The 19,829-nt window shown below is 63.1% G+C and carries 16 protein-coding genes; 3 read left to right on the top strand and 13 right to left on the bottom strand.

Annotated elements, in window-relative coordinates; all coding sequences use genetic code 11:
• Positions 1–162 precede the first annotated feature (162 nt).
• Entirely contained in the window at positions 163–1,221 is a 1,059-nt protein-coding gene (gene nadA / locus PFLCHA0_RS23565; RefSeq protein WP_015636755.1) for a quinolinate synthase NadA, read from the top strand.
• Positions 1,222–1,285: 64 nt separating this feature from the next.
• On the opposite strand, the gene PFLCHA0_RS23560 is transcribed toward nadA, so the two are convergent.
• The 12 genes from PFLCHA0_RS23560 to arcD (PFLCHA0_RS23505) form a co-directional block, all read right to left on the bottom strand.
• Positions 1,286–1,774, bottom strand: coding sequence for an RDD family protein (locus PFLCHA0_RS23560; protein ID WP_011062898.1), 489 nt, complete (start codon positions 1,772–1,774; stop codon positions 1,286–1,288).
• A 96-nt stretch (positions 1,775–1,870) separates the two neighbouring features.
• Entirely contained in the window at positions 1,871–2,083 is a 213-nt protein-coding gene (locus tag PFLCHA0_RS23555) for a cold-shock protein (protein WP_007977299.1), read from the bottom strand.
• A gap of 392 nt (positions 2,084–2,475) precedes the next feature.
• Positions 2,476–3,600, bottom strand: coding sequence for a glycine cleavage system aminomethyltransferase GcvT (gene gcvT / locus PFLCHA0_RS23550; protein ID WP_015636753.1), 1,125 nt, complete (start codon positions 3,598–3,600; stop codon positions 2,476–2,478).
• A gap of 40 nt (positions 3,601–3,640) precedes the next feature.
• On the bottom strand, positions 3,641–5,017 hold the full coding sequence (locus tag PFLCHA0_RS23545; protein ID WP_015636752.1) for an L-serine ammonia-lyase: 1,377 nt from the start codon (positions 5,015–5,017) through the stop codon (positions 3,641–3,643).
• 181 nt (positions 5,018–5,198) lie between these two features.
• On the bottom strand, positions 5,199–8,054 hold the full coding sequence (gene gcvP, locus PFLCHA0_RS23540; RefSeq protein ID WP_015636751.1) for an aminomethyl-transferring glycine dehydrogenase: 2,856 nt from the start codon (positions 8,052–8,054) through the stop codon (positions 5,199–5,201).
• Positions 8,055–8,063: 9 nt separating this feature from the next.
• Entirely contained in the window at positions 8,064–8,447 is a 384-nt protein-coding gene (gcvH, locus tag PFLCHA0_RS23535) for a glycine cleavage system protein GcvH (RefSeq protein ID WP_011062894.1), read from the bottom strand.
• A 313-nt stretch (positions 8,448–8,760) separates the two neighbouring features.
• The gene (locus PFLCHA0_RS23530) at positions 8,761–10,269 is read right to left on the bottom strand and encodes a sigma-54-dependent transcriptional regulator (protein WP_015636750.1); all 1,509 of its coding nucleotides are present in this window, start codon (positions 10,267–10,269) and stop codon (positions 8,761–8,763) included.
• Between the two features lie 174 nt (positions 10,270–10,443).
• A complete protein-coding gene (locus PFLCHA0_RS23525) occupies positions 10,444–10,803 on the bottom strand; it encodes a DUF5064 family protein (RefSeq protein ID WP_011062892.1) in 360 nt (119 codons plus the stop codon).
• 72 nt (positions 10,804–10,875) lie between these two features.
• Positions 10,876–11,805, bottom strand: a complete 930-nt coding sequence (arcC, locus tag PFLCHA0_RS23520) for a carbamate kinase (protein ID WP_011062891.1) — start codon at positions 11,803–11,805, stop codon at positions 10,876–10,878.
• A gap of 62 nt (positions 11,806–11,867) precedes the next feature.
• Positions 11,868–12,878 carry an ornithine carbamoyltransferase gene (locus PFLCHA0_RS23515; protein ID WP_015636749.1) on the bottom strand — a complete coding sequence of 337 codons (1,011 nt, stop codon included), beginning with the start codon at positions 12,876–12,878 and terminating at the stop codon, positions 11,868–11,870.
• A gap of 84 nt (positions 12,879–12,962) precedes the next feature.
• Positions 12,963–14,219: an arginine deiminase gene (gene arcA / locus PFLCHA0_RS23510; protein WP_011062889.1), complete on the bottom strand. Its 1,257-nt coding sequence runs from the start codon at positions 14,217–14,219 to the stop codon at positions 12,963–12,965.
• A gap of 45 nt (positions 14,220–14,264) precedes the next feature.
• Complete coding sequence (gene arcD, locus PFLCHA0_RS23505) at positions 14,265–15,692, bottom strand: arginine-ornithine antiporter (RefSeq protein WP_011062888.1); 1,428 nt, start codon at positions 15,690–15,692, stop codon at positions 14,265–14,267.
• A 453-nt stretch (positions 15,693–16,145) separates the two neighbouring features.
• On the opposite strand from arcD (PFLCHA0_RS23505), the gene arcD (PFLCHA0_RS23500) reads away from it, so the two are divergent.
• A complete protein-coding gene (gene arcD, locus PFLCHA0_RS23500) occupies positions 16,146–17,573 on the top strand; it encodes an arginine-ornithine antiporter (protein ID WP_011062887.1) in 1,428 nt (475 codons plus the stop codon).
• On the top strand, positions 17,570–18,439 hold the full coding sequence (locus tag PFLCHA0_RS23495) for a DNA-3-methyladenine glycosylase family protein (RefSeq protein ID WP_015636748.1): 870 nt from the start codon (positions 17,570–17,572) through the stop codon (positions 18,437–18,439). The genes arcD (PFLCHA0_RS23500) and PFLCHA0_RS23495 overlap by 4 nt, the downstream gene beginning before the upstream one ends.
• 44 nt (positions 18,440–18,483) lie before the next feature.
• Here PFLCHA0_RS23495 and PFLCHA0_RS23490 read toward each other — a convergent pair whose 3' ends face one another.
• Positions 18,484–19,827, bottom strand: a complete 1,344-nt coding sequence (locus PFLCHA0_RS23490) for a CoA transferase (RefSeq protein ID WP_015636747.1) — start codon at positions 19,825–19,827, stop codon at positions 18,484–18,486.
• Positions 19,828–19,829 lie beyond the last annotated feature (2 nt).

The raw sequence follows: 19,829 nt of genomic DNA, 5'->3' as shown, positions 1-19,829 counted from the left end.
TGGGCAGAATAGGCTTTTGAATACCCTGGATATTCTGTAGCCTTGCGCGGCTCCAATGTTGTCCGTACCTGATGAACTCACTCTCCCGGCGGGGCCTTAAGCGGTCCGGAGCCGGTGGTATACTCGACTTTCGCGCCTCAAGCGCCTGCAGGTCTTGCGAACATGACGCAAATTTCTGAACGCCTTCTGGTTCAAGCCCACCTCGACGCCAAGCAGCCCAAACCCTTGAGCGCTGCGCAAGAGGCCCATCTGCGTGCCGCCATCGCTGCCGAGCTCAAGGCTCAGGATGCGGTGCTGGTTGCACACTTCTACTGTGATCCGGTGATTCAGGCCCTGGCCGAAGAAACCGGTGGCTGCGTGTCCGACTCCCTGGAAATGGCCCGCTTCGGCAATGCCCATCCGGCCAAGACCGTGCTGGTTGCCGGGGTCCGCTTCATGGGTGAGACGGCGAAGATTCTCAACCCTGAAAAACGGGTGTTGATGCCGACCCTGGAAGCCACCTGCTCCCTTGACCTTGGCTGCCCGGTGGAAGAGTTCTCGGCATTCTGCGACCAGCATCCCGAGCGCACCGTGGTGGTCTATGCCAACACGTCGGCGGCGGTCAAAGCCCGTGCCGACTGGGTGGTGACGTCCAGTTGCGCCCTGGAAATCGTCGAAAGCCTGATGGATAACGGCGAGAAGATCATCTGGGGCCCCGACAAGCACCTGGGCACCTACATCCAGCGCCAGACCGGTGCCGACATGCTGCTCTGGGACGGTGCCTGCATCGTTCACGAGGAGTTCAAGTCCAAGCAGCTGGAAGACATGAAGGCGCTGTATCCGGATGCGGCCATTCTGGTGCACCCGGAGTCCCCCAGCTCGGTGATCGAACTGGCCGATGCGGTGGGCTCCACCAGTCAGCTGATTGCTGCCGCGCAGCGCCTGCCGAACAAGACCTTCATCGTCGCCACCGACCGCGGCATCTTCTACAAGATGCAGCAGCTGTGCCCGGACAAGGTGTTCATCGAGGCGCCGACGGCCGGCAATGGTGCGGCGTGCCGCAGTTGTGCCCATTGCCCGTGGATGGCCATGAATACCCTGGAGCGTACCCTGCAGTGCCTGAAGGATGGCAGCAACGAGATCAGCGTCGACCCGGCGCTGATCCCCAATGCGCTCCGCCCTCTGAAGCGCATGCTGGATTTCACCCAGGCCGCGCGGATGAAACTGGCGGGCAACGCCTGATCGGTTCTTCTGCTCGCTTAAAAAAACGCCCCGATCTGTCGGGGCGTTTTTGTAGGCGGCGGGCTTACTTCTTCTGCTTGGGAATGCGCACCAGCTGGCTGTTGGAGTAGATGTCGTGCCAACTGCGTTTCTGCTTGTCCACTAGCACCCAGAAGAAGCCCAGGCCGGCACACAGCCAGGACGCGATCGACACCATGAAGCGCAACAGCGCCTGCCACAGGCTGATACGGCTGCCGTCGGCGTTCTGCACCCGGATACCCCAGACCTGCATGCCCAGGGTCTGGCCGGAGTGGGTCCAGAACTTGGCGAAGAAACCGAACAGTACGAACAGCAGCACCGTGGAATACAACGGGTCACCGTCCAGGGCGCCGGATTCGGTCAGGGTACGCATCCGCGCCTCGCCGATGATCTGCATCTGGATCAGCTTGTAGACGCCGCCCGTGACAATCAGCAGGGCAACGCACAGCAGGAAATCATAGAACATCGCTGCCAGGCGACGACCCAGGCCGGCGGCGGGGAACTCGCCTTGGGGGCTTAGCAGATGTTTCGACATGACAGGCTCTCGACTGAAAAAAGAAGCCATTTTACGGAATTGCGCGCACAAAAAAGCCCCTGATGTCAGCATCAGGGGCTTTTTCGTTACAGACGATTAAGCTTCTGCTTGTACTTCGTCAGCCTGCATGCCTTTCTGGCCTTGCACAGCGATGAAGGTCACTTTTTGGCCTTCTTTCAGGCTCTTGAAGCCGTTGCCCTGAATGGCGCGGAAGTGTACGAACAGATCCGGACCGCTTTCTGGAGTGATAAAACCAAAACCTTTCTCGTCGTTAAACCACTTGACGGTACCGCTCTGACGTTGGGACATTTCTTATTTCCTTTGACGCTAAAAAATTAATGACAGTCTCTTTCTCATGAAAGAGTACTGGGCTGGGTTGCAGGAAAGTAAGAGACGTCGAACGGGTTGTAGCAAACTTGTTAGCTACTGCCCAGGTCACGATTCCAAGCGACCCATGCAAACACAGTGGGGAAACTCTACGCCAACTATGGGAGAAAAAACAAGCCCCGCGAAGCCCCGGTTTTACTCAGCTTGCCGAGGTTTGGCGGAACTAGCGTACGGGGCTTATTCGATAGAGTTGTTCAATTGTTTTCGGGCGTTATAAGTGAAGTTCAGTATCGAAAATATGCACTGTTTTATGGCGGTTGCGTTACAGATTAGTGCACTTTTAACGCAACCGCGTTACTTATAGAAACAGTCCCTCAGCCGCGGTAGTAGCGTTGTGGCACGAATGGCATTTTGCTTACAAGCATTGGCACCTTTTTCCCACGAACTATTGCTGCAACTGGCGTATCGAGTGCGCAGTGCTCTATGTCGAGGTAGCCCATGGCCAAGGGGCCGCCCAGGGTCGGACCAAAACCGCCGCTGCACACGCTGCCGATAACCTTGCCTTCGGCGTCGACGATCTCTGCACCTTCACGTACCGGTGTGCGTTCCTGGGGCAGCAGGCCGACGCGTTTGCGGCTGACACCGCCTTGCTGTTGGGCAAAGATCACCTCGGCACCGGGGAAGCTGCCGGCGCGGGCGCCATCGGCACGACGTGCCTTGGAGATGGCCCACAGCAGGCTGGCCTGGATCGGCGTGGTGTCGCTGTTCATGTCATGGCCATAGAGGCACAGGCCGGCTTCCAGGCGCAGGGAGTCGCGGGCGCCGAGGCCGATGGCCGCTACTTCCGGCTCGGCCAGCAGGGCACGGGCGAGTTTTTCCGCCTGGGCCGCCGGCACCGAGATTTCGAAACCGTCTTCGCCGGTGTAGCCCGAACGGCTGACAAAGCAGTCCACGCCCAGCAGGGTCACCGGCTTGAACTGCATGAAGGTCATCTGCGCCACCTCCGGCGCCAGGCGCGCCAGCACCGTGACCGCAGCCGGGCCTTGCAGGGCCAGCAGGGCCCGTTCCTCGAACAGCGGTTGAATGTCGCATTGCTCGCCCAGGTGGCGGCGCAGGTGGGCCAGGTCCTGGTCCTTGCAGGCGGCGTTGACTACCAGGAACAGCTGTTCGTCCCCCAGGTTGGCCACCATCAGGTCATCAAGGATGCCGCCCTGTTCGTTGGTGAACATGGCGTAGCGCTGCATGCCCACCGGCAAGTCGATGATATCCACCGGCACCAGGGTCTCCAGGGCCTGGGCGGCATTGGCGCCGCGCAGCAGGATCTGCCCCATGTGGGACACATCGAACAGCCCGGCCTGTTCACGGGTGTGCTGGTGCTCCTTCATCACTCCCAGCGGGTACTGCACCGGCATGTCGTAGCCGGCGAACGGCACCATGCGGGCGCCGAGTTCCAGGTGCAGGCTGTGCAGCGGGGTTTTCAACAGTGTTTCGGTGGACATGGGCAACTCCTGAAAAAAACGTGCGGATACAGGCTGCGTATCAGCACTCGATAATGTTCACGGCCAGACCGCCACGGGCGGTTTCCTTGTATTTGCTTTTCATGTCGGCGCCGGTCTGGCGCATGGTGCGGATGACCTTGTCGAGGGAGACGAAGTGCTGCCCGTCGCCACGCAGGGCCATGCGCACCGCATTGATGGCCTTGACCGAGCCCATGGCGTTGCGCTCGATGCAGGGCACCTGCACCAACCCGCCAATGGGGTCACAGGTCAGCCCGAGGTTGTGTTCCATGCCGATTTCCGCGGCGTTCTCCACTTGCTGCACGCTGCCGCCGAGGACCTCGCACAAGGCCCCGGCCGCCATCGAGCAGGCCACGCCCACTTCACCCTGGCAGCCGACTTCGGCGCCGGAGATCGAGGCGTTTTCCTTGTAGAGGATGCCGATGGCTGCGGCGGTGAGGAGAAAACGCACCACCCCGTCTTCGTTGGCCCCGGGAATGAAGCGCATGTAGTAGTGCAGCACCGCCGGAATGATTCCGGCCGCGCCATTGGTGGGGGCTGTGACCACCCGTCCGCCGTTGGCGTTTTCTTCATTCACCGCCAGGGCATAGAGGTTGACCCAGTCCAGCACCGACAGGGCATCGCGCAGCGCCGCTTCCGGGTGCTTGCACAACTGGCGGTGCAGGGCCGCGGCACGGCGCTTGACCTTGAGCCCGCCGGGCAGGATGCCTTCGTTGCGGCAGCCGGCATCCACGCAGTCCTGCATCACCTGCCAGATCTTCAGCAGGCCGGCGCGGGTTTCAGCTTCCGGGCGCCAGGCACTTTCATTGGTCAGCATCACCTGGCTGATGGACAGGCCATAGGTAGCGCAATGTTGCAGCAGTTCCTTGGCATTGCGGAAAGGGAAGGTCAGGCGGGTGGTGTCTTCAACGATGCGATCGGCTCCGGCGGCATCTTCATCCACGACGAAACCACCGCCAATGGAGTAGTACTCGCGGCTGCGGATCTGCAAACCGGCGCTGTCGAAGGCACGAAAGATCATGCCATTGGGGTGATAGGCCAGGGGCTTGCGGATCATGGCCAGGTGTTCTTTCTCGTTGAACGCAATGCTGTGTTCGCCGAGCAGGTTGAGGCGCGCGCTGCTGCGTATTTCCTGCAGGCGCGCGGCGATGTTTTCGGTATTCACGGTGTCCGGGTGCTCGCCTTCCAGGCCCAGCAGCACCGCCTTGTCGCTGCCGTGGCCTTTGCCGGTGGCGCCCAGCGAGCCGTACAGCTCGACCTTGACGCAGGTGGTGCTGGCCAGCAGTTGATCGCGACGCAGGCCTTCGACAAAACGCGCGGCGGCGCGCATCGGGCCGACGGTATGGGAGCTGGAGGGGCCGATGCCAATCTTGAACAGGTCGAACACACTCAGGGACATGTTGGTTCTCCGGTTTCTTATTGTATTGATCGGCAAGCAAGCACTTGCAGGAGCTAGCTTGCCCGCGATACAGGCAGCCGCTGCTCTACCCGATTGATGCGTTATCGCTCATCGCCGGCGAGCCGGCTCCTACAGGTATACGCGGTATCTGCAGGGGCACGGCTCTCTAGTGATGGACGGCTTACGCGTCCTGGTAGCTCTCGATCGAAGGGCAGGCGCACACCAGATTGCGGTCGCCGAACACGTTGTCGACCCGGCCAACCGGCGGCCAGTACTTGCCTTCCACCAGGGATGCCACTGGGTACACCGCCTGTTCACGGCTGTATGGATGGGACCACTCGCCCACCAGTTCGGCCGCGGTGTGCGGAGCGTTCTTCAGCGGGTTGTCGTCTTTGTCCAGGGCGCCGTTTTCCACTGCGCGGATTTCTTCGCGGATGCGGATCATGGCATCGCAGAAGCGGTCCAGTTCTTCCTTGGATTCGCTTTCGGTCGGCTCGATCATCAGGGTACCGGCCACCGGGAACGACATGGTCGGCGCGTGGAAGCCAAAATCGATCAGGCGCTTGGCCACGTCATCGACGCTGATGCCGCTGCTGTCTTTCAAAGGACGCAGGTCGAGGATGCATTCGTGGGCCACCAGGCCGTTGCTGCCGGTGTAGAGCACCGGGTAGTGCTCTTCCAGGCGGCGCGAGATGTAGTTGGCATTGAGGATCGCCAACTGCGAGGCGCGCTTGAGGCCGGCGCCGCCCATCATGCTGATATACATCCAGGTGATCGGCAGGATGCTGGCGCTGCCGAACGGAGCGGCACAGACCGCGCCTTTCTTGTTTTCCAGCGCGGCATGGCCGGGCAGGAAGGGTGCCAGGTGCGACTTGACGCCGATCGGGCCGACGCCCGGGCCGCCACCGCCATGGGGAATGCAGAAGGTCTTGTGCAGGTTCAGGTGCGACACGTCGCCACCGAACTTGCCCGGGGCGCAGAGGCCGACCATGGCGTTCATGTTGGCGCCGTCGATGTACACCTGGCCGCCGTTGTCGTGAATGATGCCGCAGATTTCGCGGATGCCTTCTTCGAACACGCCGTGGGTGGACGGGTAGGTGATCATCAGCGCGGCGAGGTGCTCGCGGTGCTCGATGGCCTTGGCCCGCAGGTCCTCGATGTCGACGTTGCCGCGGGCGTCGCAGGCGGTGACCACCACGCGCATGCCGGCCATGTTGGCGGTGGCCGGGTTGGTGCCGTGGGCCGAGGAGGGAATCAGGCAGATATCGCGGCGCTCGTCGCCACGGCTCTGGTGATAGGCACGAATGGCCAGCAGGCCGGCGTACTCGCCCTGGGAGCCGGCGTTGGGCTGCAGCGACACCGCGTCGTAGCCGGTGGCAGCGCAGAGCATCGCTTCAAGTTCGGTGGTCAGTTGCTGGTAGCCGGCGCTTTGCTCGGCGGGAGCGAAGGGGTGCAGTGCGCCGAACTCGGCCCAGGTGATGGGGATCATCTCGCTGGCGGCGTTGAGCTTCATGGTGCAGGAGCCCAGCGGGATCATGGTGCGATCCAGGGCCAGGTCCTTGTCCGCCAGCTTGCGCAGGTAGCGCATCAGCTCGGTTTCCGAGTGATAGCGGTTGAATACCGGGTGGCTGAGGATCGCCGACTGGCGTGCCAGGGCAGCGGGGATGGCGCTGGTGACCGCCGCCGCGAGTGCCGCGAAGTCCGGCGCGGGCTTGCCGTCGGCCAGCAGGCTCCACAGGGTTTCAACGTCGGCTTGAGTGGTGGTTTCGTCCAGGGACAGACCGAGGCGCTCGGCGTCTATCACCCGCAGGTTGATGCCCTGGGCGCGTGCCTTGTCGTGCAGCGCGGCGGTGTTGGCACCAGTGCGCAGGCTCAGGGTGTCGAAGAAGCTTTCCTGCTCCACGGTCAAGCCCAGCTGGACCAGGCCCTTGGCCAGGATCGCGGTCAGCTGGTGGATGCGCTGGGCGATCTGGGTCAGGCCCTTGGGACCGTGGTACACGGCATACATGCTGGCGATGTTGGCCAACAGGACCTGGGCGGTGCAGATGTTGCTGGTGGCCTTCTCGCGGCGGATATGCTGCTCGCGGGTCTGCATGGCCAGGCGCAGGGCCGGCTTGCCGAAACGGTCCACCGAGACGCCCACCAGGCGGCCGGGCATGTCGCGCTTGAAGGCATCGCGGGTGGCGAAGTAGGCCGCATGCGGGCCACCAAAGCCCAGGGGCACACCGAAGCGCTGGGCACTGCCGATGGCCACGTCGGCGCCGAATTCCCCGGGCGGGGTCAGCAGGGTCAGGGCCAGCAGGTCGGCGGCCACGGCCACCAGGGCGTTGGCAGCGTGGAAACGCTCGGTCAGCTCGCGGTAGTCGAACAGGTCACCGTTGCTTGCCGGGTATTGCAGCAGGGTGCCGAAGAACGGGCTGACGTCGGTCAGCTTGCGCTCATCGCCCACCACCACGTTGATCCCCAGGGGCTCGGCACGGGTGCGCAGCACATCGAGGGTCTGTGGGTGGCAATGCTGCGAGGCGAAGAAGGCGTGGCTGCCCTTGTTCTTGCTCAGGCGCTTGCAGAAGGTCATGGCTTCGGCGGCGGCGGTGCCTTCGTCCAGCAGCGAGGCGTTGGCGATCGGCAGGCCGCTCAGGTCGCTGATCAGGGTCTGGAAATTCAACAGGGCTTCCAGGCGACCCTGGGAGATTTCCGGCTGGTACGGGGTGTAGGCGGTGTACCAGGCGGGGTTTTCCAGGAGGTTGCGCAGGATCGGCGACGGCGTATGGCAGTTGTAGTAGCCCTGGCCGATATAGGTCTTGAACAGCTGGTTCCTGGCGGCGATGGCCTTGATCGAGGCCAGGGCCTGGGCTTCGCTCAGGCCCTGGCCCAGCTCCAGTACGCTGGTGCCCTTGATGCTCTCGGGAATCACGCTGGCGCTCAGGGCTTCCAGGGAGTCGAAGCCGAGGCTATTGAGCATGGTTTGCTCATCGCCCTGGCGCGGGCCGATGTGGCGCGCGATGAATTCGTTGGCGGTGCTCAGGTTGACGGTCATGGCGGCTCCTCAGGCTTCGGCGCTGGCTTTGATCAGGCGGTCGTAGGCGTCCTGGTCCAGCAATTGGCCAACGGCAGCGGCATCGGCAGGGATGAAGCGGAAGAACCAGCCTTCGCCCAGCGGGTCTTCGTTGACCAGTTCCGGGCTGTCTTCCAGGGCCGGGTTGGTGGCGACCACTTCACCGTCCAGGGGCATGTACACGCCGCTGGCGGCTTTCACCGATTCCACGGTGGCGGCTTCGGCGCCCTTGTCGTAGCCCTGCAGCTCCGGCAGTTGCACAAACACCACATCACCCAGGGCGTTCTGGGCGAAAGCCGTAATGCCGACGGTGACACTGCCATCCGCTTCGGTACGCAGCCATTCGTGATCTTCAGTAAAACGCAACTCGCTCATGGAAACTCCTCAGGGGCCAGACTCGTCTGGTGGACGCGATTGAATGCTCGGACAGCGCCGAGCCGAATGGCAATGTCCATAGCAAGAACACGGCCAATATTTATTTGGCCTTTGTAAATCAAGGGGTTGAGTGTTTTTTGTAGAGAATGGAATTTCACGGCCGTAGCGAAAACGCTACAGCACGGGGTGCGGAAAAAAGGCTTTGAGGATCAAAGCCTTGCACGGCTGCGATTGCAAGGCTTTGTAGCGAAATCGTTCCACTGTAGCGCTTTCAGTACAGATGGAGGTCGCTTTCAGAGCGGCAGGCGCAAGCTCAGGCCTTGCTGGGAATGCCGTATTTGCGCAGGCGATGGGCAATCGCGGTATGGGAGGTCTGCAAGCGGTTGGCCAGTTGCCGGGTCGAGGGGTAACTGACGTAGAGGTTTTCCAGCAGCTCCTTCTCGAAGGTTTCCACGGCCTGTTCCAGGCTGGCCACTTCGGCATCGTTCTGGCGGGCTACCGAGGTGCCGGCAATGTCCAGGTCACCGATGTCCACCAGGTTGCTCTCGCAGATCGCCGCCGCACGGAAGATCACGTTCTGCAATTGCCGCACGTTGCCCGGCCAGCGGTTGCCCAGCAGCGCCGGGTAGGTCCCCGGTGTCAGCCGGCACACCGGCCGCTGGATCTGCGCGCAGGCCTGCTGCATGAAGTAGCGGGCCAGCAGCAGGATGTCCTGGCCGCGTTCGCGCAGCGGTGGCACTTCCACGTTCAGCACGTTGAGGCGATAGAACAGGTCTTCGCGGAAGGTGCCTTCGTTGACCATTTTTTCCAGGTCACGATGGGTGGCGCTGAGGATGCGCACGTTGACCTTGATCTCGCGATCGCCACCGACCCGGCGAAAGCTGCCGTCATTGAGAAAGCGCAGGAGCTTGGCCTGCAGGTAGGGCGACATCTCGCCGATTTCATCGAGGAACACCGTGCCCTGGTTGGCCAGCTCCATCAGCCCCGGCTTGCCGCCGCGCTGGGCGCCGGTGAAGGCGCCGGGGGCATAGCCGAACAGTTCGCTCTCGGCCAGGTTTTCCGGCAGCGCCGCGCAGTTCAGGGCCAGGAACGGCGCGCCGTGGCGGGCGCTGATGGCGTGGCAGGCGCGGGCCACCAGTTCCTTGCCGGTGCCGGTTTCACCCTGGATCAATAGTGGTGCGTCCAGCGCTGCGACCCGCTGCGCCCGGGCCTTGAGGGTGCGGATCGCCGGTGATTCGCCGAGCAGGGCATCGAAGCCTTCGGCGTGGTCGTGATGCAGGGCCGAGAGCCGTTCACCGATGCGGTTGGGCGGGTACAGGGTCAGCAGGGCACCGGCGTCGGTAATGGGAGTGGCGTCCAGCAGCAGGGTCTGGCCATTGACGGTGATTTCCCGCAGCGGCAGGCGAAAGCCGTTTTCCAGCAGGGCCTCCAGCAGTGCGGGGTCGACAAACAGCTCGGCGACGCTTTCCCCGGCCGGTTCGCGACCATACAGGGCGATCAGCGCCGGGTTGGCCAGCAGCACTTTGCCGGCACTGTCCAGGGCCAGCACCGGATCGGTCATGGCCGCCAACAGGGCGTCCAGTTGCAGGTGCCGGCGTTGCCCGGGAAGGATGTCCACCACCGTTACCGCCTGCACGCCACGTACGTTGAACAGCGCATCGCGCAGTTCTTCCAGCACCTGGGGGCTCAAGGTCGGGGCATCGATATAGACGTTGGGCGGCACCATTTCCACCGCATCCAGGTTGAGGTTGCGCCCGCCCAACAGGGCCAGGACTTCCTGGGTGATGCCGACGCGGTCGATGAAGCTGACGTGGATACGCATGGGGTGACTGACGGTTCTGCAAAGCGGAGGGTGGCCAGTATGCCTTGGGGCAGGGGCTTAGTCGAAATCGTCACGCATGCCGCAAGAGCCGGCTAGCCGGCGAAGGCGGGCCGGGCAGCGATGCAGGGCCGTGGTCAGTTCGCCGGCACGTCGGCCCCAGCAGGGGATCGGGGGTTATGCAAGGTGCTCGGGTTTCACCGGGTCGCCGGGCTTGACGTCCAGTTGCTTGCGTACGTCCTCGAACATTTCGTCGTAGTACTTGTGCATCGAGGCAATGCTGGCGCTCTTGGGCAGGCCGTGCTGCTGGGCGAGGCGGGTGGCGTGGCGGGCGAAGTCGAAAGCCAGGTCCTTGGCCAGGAAGAACTGCTCCTTCAGGGACTTGTCTTCGATGGTGCCGTGCAGGGTGAACAGCATGCCCTTGCCCTCCTTGGGATCGTGGGCCACTTCGTAGTCAATGCACAGGTTGTAGCTGAAGTCGTCCTTGTTCAGCGCATGGCGCTCGATATGCAGGTGACCGGGCTCAAACATGGCCATAGGCTTCTCTCCTCCAGGGCTTTGAAATGAGGGCAGGCGCCGGGCCTGCCCCGAGTTTTCACTGCAAGCGTCTTACAGGTAACTGATGCCAGGTTGCGCGGTGCTGATGCGGGTGCCGGCCTTGCCCTGGACGATCGCTTCGATGTCCGAGAGTGAACCGATCACTGCGGTTTTGCCAGTGTGCCGGGCAAATTCGCAGGCGGCCTGGACCTTCGGCCCCATGGAGCCGGCGGCAAAGCCCAGCTTCTCGATTTCGTCCGGGTGGGCCTGGCCGATGGCCTTCTGGGTCGGTTTGCCGAAGTCGATGAACGCCGCGTTGACGTCGGTGGCGATCACCAGCAGGTCGGCTTCCAGTTGCTCGGCCAACAGCGCCGAGCACAGGTCCTTGTCGATCACGGCCTCGATGCCCTTGAGCTTGCCATCCTCGCCGTACATGGTGGGGATGCCGCCACCGCCGGCGCAGATCACGATGCTGCTTTTTTCCAGCAGCCACTTGATCGGACGGATCTCGAAGATGCGCTTGGGTTTCGGGCTGGCCACTACCCGGCGGTACTTGTCGCCATCCGGGGCGATGGCCCAGCCTTTTTCCTTGGCCAGCTTCTCGGCTTCTTCCTTGCTGTAGACCGGGCCGATGGGCTTGGTCGGGTTCTTGAATGCCGGGTCCTTGGCGTCCACTTCCACCTGGGTCAGCAAGGTGGCGAACGGCACCTCGAAGTCCAGCAGGTTGCCCAGTTCCTGTTCGATGATGTAGCCGATCATGCCTTCGGTCTCGGCGCCTAGCACGTCCAGCGGGTAGGGCGAAACCTGGGTATAGGCCGCCGCTTGCAACGACAGCAGGCCGACCTGCGGGCCATTGCCGTGGGCAATCACCAGTTGGTTGCCGGGGTGGATCTTGGCGATCTGTTCGGTGGCGATGCGGATGTTGGCGCGTTGGTTGTCCGCGGTCATGGGTTCACCACGGCGGAGCAGGGCGTTACCGCCCAGTGCAACGACGATACGCATAATGCAGTCCTTCTAGAGTCCGGTGCCGGCGCCGCCTGGGCGGCGCCGGTGCTGGAGGGGGATTACAGGTCGGCCAGGGTCGAAACCAGGATCGCCTTGATGGTGTGCATGCGGTTTTCCGCTTGCTCGAAGGCGATGCAGGCGGGCGACTCGAACACGTCGTCGGTCACTTCAATGCCGTTGGCCAGGTGCGGATACTGCTCGGCGATTTGCTTGCCGACCTTGGTATCGCTGTTGTGGAAAGCCGGCAGGCAGTGCATGAACTTGGTCCGTGGGTTGCCGGTGGCTTTCATCAGCTGGGCGTTGACCTGGTAGGGCAGCAGTTGCTCGATACGCTCGGCCCAGGCTTCCACCGGTTCGCCCATGGAGACCCAGACGTCGGTGTGAATGAAGTCCACGCCCTTGACCGCGGCTTTCGGATCCTCGGTGAGGGTGATGCGGGCACCGCTTTCCTCTGCGTATTGCTTGCAGCGCTGCACCAGGTCGTCATGGGGCCACAGGGCCTTGGGCGCGCAGATGCGCACGTCCATGCCGAGCTTGGCGCCCACCAGCAGCAGAGAGTTGCCCATGTTGTTGCGCGCATCGCCCAGGTAGGCGTAGCTGATCTCGTGGATCGGCTTGTCGGCGTGCTCACGCATGGTCAGCACGTCGGCGATCATCTGGGTCGGGTGGTATTCATCGGTCAGGCCGTTGAACACCGGAACCCCGGCGAATTTCGCCAGTTCTTCGACGATTTCCTGCTTGAAGCCGCGGTACTCGATGGCGTCGTACATGCGCCCCAGCACTCGGGCGGTGTCCTTCATGCTTTCCTTGTGGCCGATCTGCGAGGAGTTGGGGTCGATGTAGGTGACGTTGGCGCCCTGGTCATAGGCCGCCACTTCGAAGGCGCAACGGGTACGGGTCGAGGTCTTTTCGAAGATCAGGGCGATGTTGTTGCCCTTGAGGTGCTGCTGCTCGGTGCCGGTGTACTTGGCGCGCTTGAGGTCGCGGGACAGGTCCAGCAGGTAGCGCAGCTCACGTGGGGTGTGGTGTTCCAGGCTCAGCAGGTTACGGTTGTGGATGTTGAAAGCCATGATGGATCTCCTTTGATTTCGGTCGTCCACTTGCCGAGGCCCTTTGTAGGAGCAACGGCAAGCTGCTATGTCGGATAGGGGCGCTTAGTAGTCGATCGGGTCGCGGATGATCGGGCAGGTCATGCAGTGGCCGCCGCCACGGCCCCGGCCCAGTTCGCCGGCGCTGATGGTGATGACCTCGACCCCGGCCTTGCGCAGCAGGGTGTTGGTGTAGGTGTTGCGGTCGTAGCCGATGACCACGCCGGGCTCCACGGCCACCACGTTGTTGCCGTCGTCCCATTGCTCGCGCTCGGCGGCGAAGGCGTTGCCACCGGTTTCCACCACGCGCAGGGCCTTGAGGTTGAGGGCCTTGGCCACGGTGTCGAGGAAGCTGGTCTCCTCGCGGCGCACATCGATGCCGCCGGGCTTGCTTTCGTCAGGGCGCAGGCTGAAGGCGACGATCTGGCTCACCACTTCCGGGAAGACCGTGACCAGGTCGCGGTCGCAGAAGCTGAACACGGTGTCCAGGTGCATCGCCGCGCGGGATTTCGGCAGGCCGGCGACGATCACGCGCTCCACGGCCTTGTGCTTGAACAGGTTCAGCGCCAGTTGGCCGATGGCCTGACGCGAGGAGCGCTCGCCCATGCCGATCAGGACCACGCCGTTGCCGATCGGCATCACGTCGCCGCCTTCCAGGGTGGCGTTGCCGTGTTCCTGGTCCGGATCGCCGTACCAGATCTGGAAGTCGGCGTTGGTGAACTCGGGGTGGAACTTGTAGATGGCGGTGGTCAGTAGGGTTTCCTGACGTCGCGCCGGCCAGTACATCGGGTTCAGGGTCACGCCGCCGTAGATCCAGCAGGTGGTGTCGCGGGTGAACTGGGTGTTGGGCAGCGGCGGCAGGATGAAGCTGGAGTGGCCGAGGAAGTCGCGGAACATCTCGATGGTCTTGCCACCGAAGCTGGTGGGCAGGTCATCGGCCGATACACCGCCGATCAGGTACTCGGCGACCTTGCGCGGCTCCAGGCTGCGCAGCCACGAACCGACTTCGTTGACCAGGCCCAGGCCGACCTGGTTGGCGGTGATCTTGCGCTCCAGAATCCAGTCCAGGGCTTCGGGCATGGCGACAATGTCGGTCAGCAGGTTGTGCATTTCCAGCACATCGATATCCCGCTCACGCATCTTGGTGACGAAGTCGAAGTGGTCGCGTTTGGCCTGGGCCACCCACAGCACATCATCGAACAGCAGTTCATCGCAGTTGTTCGGGGTCAGCCGCTGATGGGCCAGGCCTGGGGAACAAACCATGACTTTGCGCAGTTTGCCGGCTTCGGAATGTACGCCGTACTTAACTTTTTCCGTGGTCATTACTGTGATCCTCCAGAGACAAAACAATCGGGGGTGTTGCTAGAGCTATAGGGTCAGGAAGCCGTCGTAGAGTCCGTAGGCCGCCACCAGGGCGCCTATGACCACTGCGGCAAAAATCAGCTTCTCGACGTTGGTGAAAATCGGTTTGTGCAGTTCCATCTTGGCCTTGGCGAACAGCACCACGCCGGGGGCGTAGAGCAGGGCCGAGAGCAGCAGGTACTTGACCCCGCCGGCATACAGCAGCCAGATCGCGTAGAGCAGGGCGATGCTGCCGATGATCAGGTCCTTCTTGCGTTCGGCCAGGGCCTGTTCATAGCTTTCGCCGCGCACCGCCAGCAGTACTGCGTAGGCCGCCGACCACAGGTAGGGCACCAGGATCATCGAGGTGGCGAGGTAGATCAGCGACAGGTAGGTACTGGCCGAGAACAGGGTGATGACCAGGAAGATCTGCACCATGGCATTGGTCAGCCACAGGGCGTTGGCCGGTACGTGGTTGGCGTTCTCGCGGCGCAGGAACTCCGGCATGGTGTGGTCCTTGGCGGCGGCGAACATGATTTCCGCGCACAGCAGCACCCAGGACAGCAGCGCCCCCAGCAGCGAGATGATCAGGCCGACGCTGATCAGTACCGCGCCCCAGTGGCCCACCACATGCTCCAGCACTGCCGCCATGGACGGGTTCTGCAGCTTGGCCAGTTCCGGCTGGGTCATGATCCCCAGGGACAGCACGTTCACCAGCACCAGGAACAGCAGCACGGTGATGAAGCCGATGACGGTGGCCTTGCCCACATCCGAGCGTTTCTCCGCCCGGGACGAGAAGATGCTCGCGCCCTCGATGCCGATGAACACCCACACGGTGACCAGCATCATGTTGCGCACCTGGTTCATCACGCTGCCCAGGTCCGGATTCTTCACGCCCCAGATGTCGGCGGTGAAGATATCCAGCTTGAAGGCGAACAGGGCGATCAGCACGAACAGCAGCAGCGGCACCACCTTGGCAACCGTGGTCACCAGGTTGATGAAGGCCGCTTCCTTGATGCCGCGCAGCACCAGGAAGTGCACGGCCCAGAGCAAAACAGAGGCGCCGATCACGGCCGCCGGGGTGTTGCCCTCGCCGAAGATCGGGAAGAAATAGCCCAGGGTGCTGAACAGCAGGACGAAGTAGCCGACGTTGCCCAGCCAGGCGCTGATCCAGTAACCCCAGGCCGATGAAAAGCCCATGTAGTCACCGAACCCGGCCTTGGCGTAGGCGTAGACGCCGCCATCCAGGTCAGGTTTGCGATTGGCTAGAGTTTGGAAGACGAAGGCCAGGGTCAACATGCCGACAGCGGTAATTGCCCAACCAATAAGAACAGCACCAACATCGGCGCTGGCGGCCATGTTTTGCGGTAAGGAGAAGATCCCGCCGCCAATCATGGAACCCACTACCAGGGCGACTAAGGCGCCCAGTCTTAGTTTACCGGGGGATTCAGACATTGCATGACTCCAATGCAGGAGAAGAGAGACGTCAGAGTAAATCTGCTTGCAATCCGAACAGCTGACTCAGATCAGTTCATTACTGCATTCCGTTGTGAATGAATGACTTAAGATTTGTTGCGAGGGGTAGAATGCTGCCCGGAGAGGGCCATTCCAGACAGGTTTCGATCTCCTTATCAGTAGCGGTTCTCATTGCCGACGACGTTTGAAACTAGACCCTTTTGGGGAATGTGCAAATCTTTCAGCGGCATTGATTAATCACTTGGTAGTGATGGCACTTAGTGCATATACATAACAAAACAGTCGGTTATTCAGGGCTTTCTACGGGGTGTACAGACGCCCGTTGCTTAAAGGATAAATAATTGACTGTTACTGTTAGACGCAAATTTGTAGAAGTTATTTAATAGCGTGTAGCTTTAATCGCCAGATCGACTCACTGAAGCAGAGGTAGGGATGTCACAACCGGCGCAGAAGCTGCAACTCGGTGCATTGATCGCCCTGGTGGTGGGTTCCATGATTGGTGGCGGGATCTTCTCGCTGCCGCAGAATATGGCGGCCCGGGCCGATGCCGGAGCGGTGCTGATCGGCTGGGCCATCACCGCGGTGGGGATGCTGACCCTGGCCTTCGTCTTCCAGACTCTGGCCAACCGCAAGCCGGAGCTCGATTCCGGGGTCTACGCCTATGCCAAGGCCGGGTTCGGCGACTACATGGGCTTTTCATCGGCCTGGGGTTACTGGATCAGTGCCTGGCTGGGCAACGTCGGCTACTTCGTCCTGCTGTTCAGCACCCTGGGCTATTTCTTTCCGGTGTTCGGCCAGGGCAATACCCCGGTGGCCATCGGCTGTGCCTCGGTCCTGCTGTGGGCCGTGCATTTCCTGGTGTTGCGGGGGATCAAGGAGGCGGCGTTCATCAACCAGCTGACCACGGTGGCGAAGATCGTGCCGCTGGTGATGTTCATCGTCATCGCTGCCGTGGCATTCAAGGCGGATATCTTCACCCGGGATATCTGGGGCCGCAGCAACCCGAACTTCGGCGGGGTGATGGACCAGGTGCGCAACATGATGCTGGTCACGGTGTTCGTGTTCATCGGTATCGAGGGCGCCAGCGTGTATTCGGCCCGGGCGCAGAAGCGCGCCGATGTCGGGCGGGCCACGGTGATCGGTTTTCTCGGGGTGCTGGCGCTGCTGGTACTGGTCAACGTGCTGTCGTTGGGGATCATGAGCCAGCCGGAGCTGGCGCAATTGCAGAATCCTTCCCTGGCGGCAGTGCTGGAGCATATCGTCGGCCCCTGGGGCGCCTTGCTGATCAGCATCGGCCTGGCGGTTTCCCTGCTGGGGGCCTTGCTGTCCTGGGCCTTGCTGTGCGCCGAGATCCTCTACGCCACCGCCCGGGACCGGACCATGCCGGCTTTCCTGAAGAAGGAAAACGCCAACCATGTGCCGGTCAATGCCTTGTGGCTGACCAACGTGATGATCCAGATCTTTCTGCTGATCACCCTGTTCTCTGCCGGCACCTACACCAGCCTGATCTACCTGGCGTCGTCGATGATCCTGGTGCCCTACCTGTGGTCGGCGGCCTATGCGGTGCTGCTCAGCGGTCGCGGGGAAACCTACGAGCAGGCCTCCCGGGAACGCAAGAAGGACCTGTTCATCGCCACCGTGGCCCTGAGCTACGCCATCTGGCTGCTGTACGCCGGCGGCTTGAAGTACCTGCTGCTGTCGGCCTTGTTGTATGCGCCGGGGGTAATCCTGTTCGCCAAGGCCAAGCATGAGCAGGGCGAGCCGTTGTTCACCCCGCTGGAAAAACTGATCTTCGCGGCCGTGGTCATCGGCGCCTCATTGGCGGCCTATGGCTTGTACAGCGGCCTGCTGGCGCTGTGATTCATCACCTGCCCTACCAGGGCGCCTACGACTGGCCGGCGATGCTGGGCTTTCTCAGGGCCCGCGCCATCGAAGGCCTGGAGGTGGTGCAGGGCGATACTTATGCCCGCACCTTCGCGCTGGCGGGCGGGCAAGGCATCTTGAGTGTCTGCCCGGGGCCTGCAGGCCATTTGCAGGTGCAGTTGCAGGGGGCCGAGCAGGCCCTGCTGCCCCAGGTGCTGGCGCGCTTGCGCCGGCAATTCGATCTGGACGCGGACCTGTCCCTGATCAACCGCCATCTGGCCCGTGATCCGCTGCTCGCACCGTTGCTGGCGGCACGCCCGGGCCTGCGAGTACCCGGGGCCTGGGACGGTTTCGAGCTGGCCATTCGCGCCGTGCTGGGCCAGCAGATCACCGTGCAGGGCGCGATCCGCCTGGCGGGCAAGCTGGTGGCGGTGCATGGCCGGTTGCTGGCCAGTCCCGACCCGCAGTGGCCTGGTTTGACCCACCTGTTTCCCACTCCCCAGGTGCTGTCCACTGCCAACCTGGCCGACCTGGGAATGCCCCGCAGCCGGGCACGCACGCTGTCTGCCGTGGCCCAGGCCTTGCTCGACGATCCACTCCTGTTCGAACCCAGGGCCAGCTTGCAACAGGGGGTGGAGCGCCTGTTGCAATTGCCGGGAATCGGCGATTGGACCGCGCAATACATCGCCCTGCGCCAGTTGCGCGAGAGCGATGCCTTTCCGGCGGCGGACGTAGGCCTGTTCAACGCTGTGGCACGTCTGCAGGGGCTGCGGCCCAATGCCCGCCAACTGCTGGCCCGGGCCGAGGCCTGGCGGCCGTGGCGCGGTTATGCGGCGCAGCATTTGTGGGCGGCCATGGGCTGAAACGGTCCGCCGGTTCCTACGGGATCAACTGGCAGCCAGGGCCTTCACCACCATCTGGGGCGATGGGCGCCCAGGGCGGTGGCCGGGCAACTCCACTGCACCGGCGTTCCATTGATGTGCAACGGCACCCGCAGGCGCCGCGCCGGCCCCCAAGGGGTCTGTTCCAGCACCAGCCCCTGATCCTCGTGGTCTTCGGCGCGCGGTGGAATTTCGGCGGTCGCTGACGGGGAATGATCAACCAGCAACTGGGCGGTACGGGCCAGGGACAGGCGCGCCGATGCGCCCTGCTCGCCGCTCAGGGACCGGGTCAGTGCCCGCAGGGCGCTGGCTGCCATCAGGTAACCGGTGGCGTGATCCAGGGCCTGGACCGGCAGTGGCACAGGCCTGTCCGCGGCTTTCCAGGCCATGCCGGCTTCGGCGATGCCGCAGCTCATCTGCACCAGGCTGTCGAAGCCCCGGCGGTTGCGCCAGCCGTAGGCATTGAGGCTGACTTCGATCAGCCCCGGAGCGATTTTCTGGCGTGCCTGGGCGTCATAACCCAGGTGTTCCAGGGCATCGGCGCGGTAGCCATGCAGAAGCAGGTCGGCCTGCGCCAGCAGGCCTTCGAACAGGGCACGCTGCTCAAGGTCGTGCAGATCGAGGCGCGTGCAGCGTTTGCCCAGGGTCACCTCCGGCTCCAGGGCCGGCTCGTTCCAATGTGGCGGATCGATGCGCAACACCTCGGCCCCGAGCCCCGCCAGCAGGCGGCTGGCCACCGGGCCCGCCAGGACCCGGGTCAGGTCCAGTACCTTGAGCCCGGCCAGGGGCCGGTCGACGCGACCGCTCCAGGCCTTGTGCCGCTGATCGGCCTGGGGCAGCCAGTGCACCAGGGGTTCGCTGTTTACCGCCCGGCCCTGGGGGTGGGCCTGCCACTGCGCCCAGCTGCGCATCTGCGCGGCACAACCGCCCTGGTCGACTATCGCCTGCTCCAGTTCCAGGGCGTTCCAGGTGGCCACCTGGGCGGCCATGGCCGAGCGTTCGGTCACCGCTCCCAGCACCCGTTCGGCGGCGGCCCGGTGCTGAGGTGCGTTGGTGTGCAGGCGAATCCAGCCGTCGCGGCTGGCGTAGTCGCCGGCAATCGGGTCCCAGGGTGATGGCAGGCTCCAGCCCTGCGGGCGGATCGAGCTGGCGAACCAGAACGAGGCCAGGCGCCGGTCGACGCTGACCTCTGGCAGGCGTCCGGTCTGGCTGTACAGGAGTTCAGCGACTGCCTGCCCGGCAGCGGCAATGCTGGCGCTGGCCAGGTCGGTCACGGCGAAGGCCGAGGGCAGGGCGCCCTGGCCGGTTTGCCGGATGCTTGATGACGCCAGGCCCAGCGCGGCCTGGATGGATGCGAGTAACTCGGTCATGG

Source organism: Pseudomonas protegens CHA0 (genome assembly GCF_000397205.1).
Lineage (GTDB): Bacteria > Pseudomonadota > Gammaproteobacteria > Pseudomonadales > Pseudomonadaceae > Aquipseudomonas > Aquipseudomonas protegens.
The sequence above is the reverse complement of the archived record's forward strand: the minus strand, read 5'-3'. Positions and strand labels throughout refer to the sequence as shown.